Below are 1,289 nucleotides of genomic sequence, written 5' to 3'. Positions count from 1 at the left end.
GATCACTCCGGACGGGACCGCGGCGTACGTCGCGAACAACGGCGACGCGACCGTCAGCATCACCGCCACCGCTCCCTTCCCCACCGCCACCACCCTGACCTCCACCCCCGACCCCTCCGTCTTCGGCCAGGCCAAGACCCTGACGGCGACCGTCACCGCCGTACCACCCGGCACCGGCACCCCCACCGGCACCGTCAACTTCTTCGACGGCGCCACCCTCATCGGCACGGCCACACTGAGCGGCGGCACCGCCACCCTCACCACCTCCACCCTGGCCGTGGGGACGCACTCCCTCACCGCCGTCTACTCCGGCGACGCCAACTTCGCCGGATCGACGTCCCCGGTGGACACCCAGACGGTCATCCAAGCGGCCACGACCACCATCCTCACGTCGGCGCCCGACCCCTCCGTCTTCGGCCAGGCGAAAACGCTCACCGCCACCGTGAGCCCCGTACCGCCGGGCGCCGGCACCCCCACCGGCACCATCAGCTTCTTCGACGGCGCCACCCTCATCGGCACGGCCGCCCTCGTCGGCGGCACCGCCACCCTCACCACCTCCAGCCTCGCCATCGGCACCCATTCCCTCACCGCCGTCTACAGCGGTGACGCCGACTTCAGCGGGTCCACCTCACTCGTGGACATCCAGACGGTCACCCCGGCGGCAAGCGCCACCACCCTCACGTCGGCGCCCGACCCCTCCGTCTTCGGCCAGGCCAAGACCCTGACGGCGACCGTCACCGCCGTACCACCCGGTGCGGGCACCCCCACCGGAACCGTCAGCTTCTTCGACGGCGCCACCCTCATCGGCACCGCGACGCTGAGCGGCGGTACCGCCACCTTCACCACCTCCACCCTCCCGGTCGGCACCCACTCCCTCACCGCCGTCTACAGCGGCGACGCCGACTTCACCGGGTCCACCTCACCCGTGGACACCCAGACGGTGACCCAGGCGGCGACCACCACCACCCTCACGTCCGCGCCCGACCCCTCCGCCTTCGGCCAGGCCAAGACCCTCACGGCGACGGTGACTGCCGTGCCACCGGGTGCCGGCACGCCGACGGGTACAGTCGACTTCTTCGACGGCGCCACCCTCCTCGGCACCGCCACACTCAGCGGCGGCACCGCAACCCTCACCACCTCCACCCTCCCGGTCGGCACCCACTCCCTCACCGCCGTCTACAGCGGTGACGCCGACTTCAGCGGGTCCACCTCACTCGTGGACATCCAGACGGTCACCCCGGCGGCAAGCGCCACCACCCTCACGTCGGCGCCCGACCCCTCCGTCTTCG

1 protein-coding gene is annotated in these 1,289 nt (G+C 71.8%); it reads left to right on the top strand.

What is annotated here, in order from left to right; translation table 11 throughout:
* A partial coding sequence (locus QSK45_RS38010; RefSeq protein ID WP_285563526.1) for an Ig-like domain-containing protein occupies window positions 1-1,289 on the top strand: 1,289 nt, incomplete at both ends.

Source organism: Streptomyces hygroscopicus subsp. hygroscopicus, assembly GCF_030269125.1.
GTDB lineage: Bacteria > Actinomycetota > Actinomycetes > Streptomycetales > Streptomycetaceae > Streptomyces > Streptomyces hygroscopicus_C.
This window is presented reverse-complemented; position numbering and strand designations above follow the sequence as displayed.